We start from the raw sequence: 5,734 nt of genomic DNA on the forward strand, positions 1-5,734 counted from the left end.
TTCTTCGTCGTTCGCTCGCGCTCTCAACTACGAATATGCAGACGGCGTCGACTATCGCGGACTAACCGCCTTCGCTTCGCTATCCATAGCGGTCAGCGGAAGAGTAGTGGTGGTGCGCCATCATCTTCGGCCGCCTGATTGATTGTCTCAACTGCGGCTTCAGCCTTCTCTACGTTGTCGAGGAAGGGGAGGTTATGCTGTTTGAACTCCACATCCTCGAACTGAGTGAGCAGGCTGTGTGCCAGCGTCTCGGCGGTGATGCCGGTACGGTCGGAGAGAAAAAAGACAGAACGTTTCATCGGTGATTCCATAGCGATCGATTATAAAAGAAACCCCCGATCAGTTGTTTCTCTGCAGTCATGCGTAGAAAGTGACTCATACCATTATGAACAGAGTTGATCGGAGGTTTAAAAAATGTGGTGCGTCCCTGCACCCGTTTCCAGCCAGGAACTGTTATTAACTGGGTCGCTGCCCCGCCAGGTGTAACCAGGTATCGACCACGGTATCGGGGTTAAGTGAAATGCTGCTAATACCCTGCTCAAGTAACCAGTTGGCAAGGTCGGGGAAGTCCGACGGTCCCTGACCGCAGATACCCACATACTTGCCCTCTTCATGACACGCCTTGATCGCCATCGAGATCATCTCCTTGACCGCAGGATCACGCTCGTCAAAGTATTGTGCGATCAGTCCAGAGTCTCGATCGAGTCCCAGGGTGAGCTGGGTCATGTCGTTGGAGCCGATCGAGAAGCCGTCGAAGTGCTCGAGGAACTGCTTCGCCAGAATGGCATTGGAGGGCAGCTCACACATCATGATCACGCGAAGTCCGTTCTCACCTCGCTTAAGGCCGTTCTCCTCAAGTTGAGCGATAACCTGCTCCGCCTGACCGAGGGTGCGGACGAAGGGGATCATCATCTCAACGTTGGTCAGACCCATCTCGTCACGGACCTTCTTGAAGGCGCGACACTCGAGGTCGAAACAGGCGCGGAAATCATCGGCGAGGTAGCGTGCTGCACCGCGGTAGCCAATCATTGGATTCTCTTCATCGGGTTCGTAGCGATCACCGGCAAGCAGGTTGGCGTACTCGTTCGACTTGAAGTCGGACATGCGCACGATCACCGGCTCAGGGGCGAAGGTGGCGGCTAGCGTGCTGATACCCTCGACGAGCTTCTCGACGTAGAAGTCGACCGGCGAGGCGTAACCCGCAGTCAGTCGCTGACCGCCATGGATAGCGAAGCGAAGGCGGTTAGTCAGCGATAGTCGACGCCGTCTGCATATTCGTAGTTGAGAGCGCGAGCGAACGACGAAGAAGTCCGCAAAAATAGCGACTCCCCGATCGGCGATCTTCTCCTGTAGCTCTGCAGGCAGCTGATCGAATTCGAGCAGCGCCTTCGGGTGTACACCGATCATGGTGTTGATGATGAACTCAAGACGCGCCAGGCCAACACCGCCGTTGGGGATCGATGCGAAGTCAAAAGCGCGACCGGGATTGCCAACGTTCATCATGATCTTGGTTGCCAGTTCAGGCACCTCTCCGGTGTCTGTCTGCTTTAGCTCGAAGTCGAGCTTGTTGGCGTAGACCAGACCGGTATCGCCCTCGGCACAGGAGACGGTCACCTCATCGCCATCCTTCACTCGGGAGGTGGCATCGCCACAACCGACCACGGCGGGAATGCCGAGCTCACGGGCAATGATCGCCGCGTGGCAGGTACGACCGCCGCGATTGGTAACGATCGCCGAGGCGCGTTTCATGATCGGTTCCCAATCGGGATCGGTCATGTCGGTCACCAGTACATCACCGGGCTCTACACGATCCATCTCGTTGATGTCGTTGAGAACACGCACGACACCGGCACCGATACGGTTGCCGATCGCACGACCCTCAATCAATACCTCGCCATCCTGCTGTAGAGAAAAGCGCTCAATCTGCTGGCCGCTGTTCTGGCTCTCTACCGTTTCAGGACGTGCCTGTACGATGTAGAGCTTGCCGTCACCACCATCAAGTGCCCATTCGATGTCCATCGGACGGGCGTAGTGTTTCTCGATAATCATCGCCTGACGCGCCAGCTCCTCGACCTGTTCGTCGCTGATGCTGAACTGACGGCGCTCTGCCTTCTCGGTATCGATGGTCTGCACGCTACGACCGTGTCCGGTCTCGTCGCTGTAGGTCATCTTCAGCGCCTTGGTACCGATATTTCGACGCACGATGGCAGGGCGAGCAGCGGCGAGTGTTGGTTTGTGAACATAGAATTCATCGGGATTAACCGCACCCTGTACCACCGTCTCACCGAGACCGTAGGCGCTGGTGATGAATACCACATCGCGGAAGCCAGACTCGGTATCGAGGGTGAACATCACGCCGGCAGAGCCGATATCGGAGCGCACCATCTTCTGTATGCCAGCGGAGAGGGCGACGTGGCTGTGCTCAAAACCCTGATGCACGCGGTAGGCAATGGCACGATCGTTATAGAGTGAAGCGAAGACGTGTTTGACGGCGGTCATGACCGCGTCGATACCGCGTACATTGAGGAAGGTCTCCTGCTGTCCGGCGAAGGAGGCATCGGGGAGATCCTCGGCGGTGGCTGAGGAGCGAACCGCCACGGCAAAGTCACCACCCTGTCCTTCACACATCTTCTCGTAGGCGCCGATGACCGCTGCCTCAAGGTGTTCGGTGAAGGGGGTCTCGATCACCCACTGTCGGATGGTTGCACCGGCGTCGGCCAGTGCCTTCACATCATCGGTATCGAGACGGGAGAGTAGGCCGTTGATACGCTCTGCCAGCTGTCCCTGATGTAGGAAATCTCGAAATGCAGAAGCGGTGGTGGCAAAGCCACCCGGCACACTGACGCCTGCAGCAGACAAGCCGCTAATCATCTCTCCCAGAGATGCGTTCTTGCCGCCAACCCGCTCAACGTCATCCATGCCGAGAGACTCAAACCAGATAATTTGCTCGTCCACACTACACCCCTCATTACTCGTATTTACTACTGTGACCGTTCACCTGTTGGTGTAACGGAACTGGTTAATAAAATCTGCGCAGTCTCTGCCGCACTTAACTATTAAATCGCTGCAACGAGGCGCTACTTTGCCTTCTTGCACGATCCTCCCTTGCTACACATACAGCTCTTGCCACAACCACCGCCCTCTTCACGGAAGGCGCCAAACTCTGGGTGGCGGCGTGTAAACTCGCGCGCGATAAACTGCACCAATAGCCAGCCGATCATCAGTGTGAAGGTGGCACCCATTGCAATCAGATAGTCATTCATTTCAGTGTCCCCCCAGACCGGCAAACCCCATAAAGGCGAGTGAGAGCAGACCGGCGAGCATCAGACTCATCGCCGCACCCTGACTTACACTCGGTACATCAGAGAGTTCGATTTTTTCGCGCAACCCCGCCATCAGCATGATCGCCAGAATGAATCCGCCTCCAGCACCGGCGCTGTAAGCGAGTGACTGGGTGAAGGTGTAATCCTTAAAGGTCTGGAATAGCGCCAGACCGAGGATCGCGCAGTTGGTAGTGATCAGCGGCAGAAAGATGCCGAGCGCACGGAACAGAGTCGGACTGAATTTCTTCATCGTCATCTCCACCAGCTGTACCGCCGAGGCGATCACCGCGATGTAGCAGATCAGCCGCAGGAACTCGATGTTGAATTCGGCCAGCAGCCAGTTGATCACAAAGGCGCAGATTGAGCTGATCATCATCACAAAGGCGGTGGCGAGCCCCATCTACCAGGCGGTCTTTAACTTGCCCGAGACGCCGAGGAAGGGGCAGATACCGAGAAACAGGGCCAGCACGAAGTTGTTGATCAACAGTGCGTTGAGAAAGATAAAACTGTGAGACTGCATCATGAGCCACTCTCCACGGCAGCGTTATCAAGCTGCTTCTGTTCGCGCCGCTCTTTCAACCAGTTAAAGAGTAGCAGCCAGGCGCCGAGTACAAAGAAGCCACCGGGTGGCAGGATCATTACCACCCAGGGTTCAAAACCGTTACCAAAGATCTGCACGCCGAGCAGGGTGCCGGCACCGAGCAGTTCACGCACCGAGCCGAGGCAGAGCAGGGCGATGGTAAAACCGGCTCCCTGGCCGAGGCCGTTGATCAATGACTTCACCGGCCCGTTACGAAAGGCGTAGACCTCAGCGCGACCAAGGATCATGCAGTTGGCGACGATCAGCTGAATGAAGGCGCCGAGCTGGTTGTAGAGCTCGAGGCTGATCGCCTGGATCACGTAGTCGACGATGGTGACGAAGGTGGCGATGATTACAATGTAGGTGGCGATACGCACCTGCTTGGGAATGTGGTTACGCAGTAGTGAAACCAGCAGCCCCGAGGCGAGCAGGACGAAGGTGGTTGCCAGTCCCATCGCCAGCGCGTTGATCACCGAGTTGGTCACCGCCAGCACCGGGCACATGCCAAGCAGCATCACAAAGACCGGATTCTCCTTCCAGACGCCGCTGGTGAAGGTGTCGAGTGTGATCTCATTGTTGGCCTTGATACTCATGGCTCTCTCCTCCCGGAGATGGTCGGCCACTGAATATGCAGCTGTGGCAATAGTCGCTGGGCGCTGTGATCGAGTGCCTTGCCGATGGCGACCGAGGAGACAGTGGCACCGGAGATCGCATCGATCTGCCACGGCTCGCTCTTGGTGCCGTGTTTGACGGTGGTGATCGGATTGGCCAGTGCCGTGGCGGTACTGTTGAGGCGCGCTTCAAGCGCATTGAAGTTGGCGACAAAATCGGCGTCTTTGAAGATCTTGTCACCCAGTCCGGGGGTCTCAGCACTCTTCAATATCTTGATGCCTGTGATGCACTCACAGGCGGGGTCGTAACCGAACAGCATCTGGATTACATCGGCATACCCCTGTGCCGCCGCCTCGGCAGCGATACCCTTGAGTTTGCCCTCGGCGTCAAAGCCGGCGTAGATCATCACCCCGTCACCCTCTCCCGCAATCAACTGTGATTCGCTGAGGTGGAAATCTTTGCGGCTCACCGCACCGGGCAGCACCTGGAATATCGCCTGTTCAATCGCACGACGTTTGTTCTCGGCAATCATCGGTGCGGTCCACTGGTAGACCAGTACCACCAGGAAACCGGAAATCATCGCGATGCCGCCGAGGGTGCGGATCATCTTGCCGCCGGAGTCGGTCTGTTGTTCAACGATAGCCTGATCGCCATTCATGACCGAGCCTCCCGTTTTTTATCGCCGTAGATGCGCGGCTGGGTGAAGCTCTCGATTAGCGGTGCAGCGGCGTTGCCGAGCAGGATCGCGTACATCACCCCCTCAGGTAGACCACCGAAGATACGGATGATGATCGTGAGAAAACCGATCAGCAGGCCGTAGAGAATGACACCCCAGGGGGTGACCGGTGAGGCGACCATATCGCTCGCCATGAACATCGCGCCGAGCATCAGCCCACCAGAGAAGAGCATGAACAGCGGGTCGGGGTAGACCTCGCTATTTAGCAGGAATAAAAAGCCGGCAGTCAGGGAGGCACCTAGCAGTACCGACGCCGGAATACGCCAGTCCATCATGCCTCGCATGATGAGATAGACGCCGCAGAAAATTATCAGCAGAGCTGATGTTTCTCCGCTAGAACCGGCAACCATGCCGGTGAAAAGATCAAACGTATCGGTCGCCACACCTTCGCTGACCGCCATGGATAGCGAAGCGAAGGCGGTTAGTCCGCGATAGTCGACGCCGTCTGCCTATTCGTAGTTGAGAGCGAGAGCGAACGACGAA

Annotated in this window: 6 protein-coding genes and 1 pseudogene; all 7 read right to left on the bottom strand. The window is 56.9% G+C overall.

Annotated elements, in window-relative coordinates:
* Nucleotides 1-92: 92 nt before the first annotated feature.
* Nucleotides 93-299 carry a kinase/pyrophosphorylase gene (locus BOW52_RS16145; protein ID WP_236725791.1) on the bottom strand — a complete coding sequence of 69 codons (207 nt, stop codon included), beginning with the start codon at nucleotides 297-299 and terminating at the stop codon, nucleotides 93-95.
* Nucleotides 300-456: 157 nt separating this feature from the next.
* Nucleotides 457-2,955 carry a phosphoenolpyruvate synthase gene (gene ppsA / locus BOW52_RS16150; protein WP_078485113.1) on the bottom strand — a complete coding sequence of 833 codons (2,499 nt, stop codon included), beginning with the start codon at nucleotides 2,953-2,955 and terminating at the stop codon, nucleotides 457-459.
* Between the two features lie 122 nt (nucleotides 2,956-3,077).
* A complete protein-coding gene (locus tag BOW52_RS16155; protein ID WP_078485114.1) occupies nucleotides 3,078-3,263 on the bottom strand; it encodes a chemotaxis protein in 186 nt (61 codons plus the stop codon).
* Between the two features lies 1 nt (nucleotide 3,264).
* Nucleotides 3,265-3,846, bottom strand: a pseudogene (locus BOW52_RS16160) (electron transport complex protein RnfA).
* Complete coding sequence (gene rsxE / locus BOW52_RS16165; RefSeq protein ID WP_078485115.1) at nucleotides 3,843-4,496, bottom strand: electron transport complex subunit RsxE; 654 nt, start codon at nucleotides 4,494-4,496, stop codon at nucleotides 3,843-3,845. Before rsxE ends, BOW52_RS16160 begins: the two are co-directional and overlap by 4 nt.
* Complete coding sequence (locus tag BOW52_RS16170) at nucleotides 4,493-5,173, bottom strand: FMN-binding protein (RefSeq protein WP_078485116.1); 681 nt, start codon at nucleotides 5,171-5,173, stop codon at nucleotides 4,493-4,495. Before BOW52_RS16170 ends, rsxE begins: the two co-directional genes overlap by 4 nt.
* A complete protein-coding gene (locus BOW52_RS16175) occupies nucleotides 5,170-5,652 on the bottom strand; it encodes an RnfABCDGE type electron transport complex subunit D (RefSeq protein ID WP_078485117.1) in 483 nt (160 codons plus the stop codon). Before BOW52_RS16175 ends, BOW52_RS16170 begins: the two co-directional genes overlap by 4 nt.
* Nucleotides 5,653-5,734 lie beyond the last annotated feature (82 nt).

Origin of the sequence: Solemya pervernicosa gill symbiont, assembly GCF_002020875.1 — a bacterium.
In the GTDB taxonomy this organism is placed as follows: domain Bacteria; phylum Pseudomonadota; class Gammaproteobacteria.

Bases quoted from the DNA above. Each gene is read 5' to 3' on its own strand.
- BOW52_RS16145 (WP_236725791.1), bottom strand. From the start codon at position 299: ATGAAACGTTCTGTCTTTTTTCTCTCCGACCGTACCGGCATCACCGCC.
- BOW52_RS16155 (WP_078485114.1), bottom strand. From the start codon at position 3,263: ATGAATGACTATCTGATTGCAATGGGTGCCACCTTCACACTGATGATC.
- rsxE (WP_078485115.1), bottom strand. From the start codon at position 4,496: ATGAGTATCAAGGCCAACAATGAGATCACACTCGACACCTTCACCAGC.
- BOW52_RS16170 (WP_078485116.1), bottom strand. From the start codon at position 5,173: ATGAATGGCGATCAGGCTATCGTTGAACAACAGACCGACTCCGGCGGC.
- BOW52_RS16175 (WP_078485117.1), bottom strand. From the start codon at position 5,652: ATGGCGGTCAGCGAAGGTGTGGCGACCGATACGTTTGATCTTTTCACC.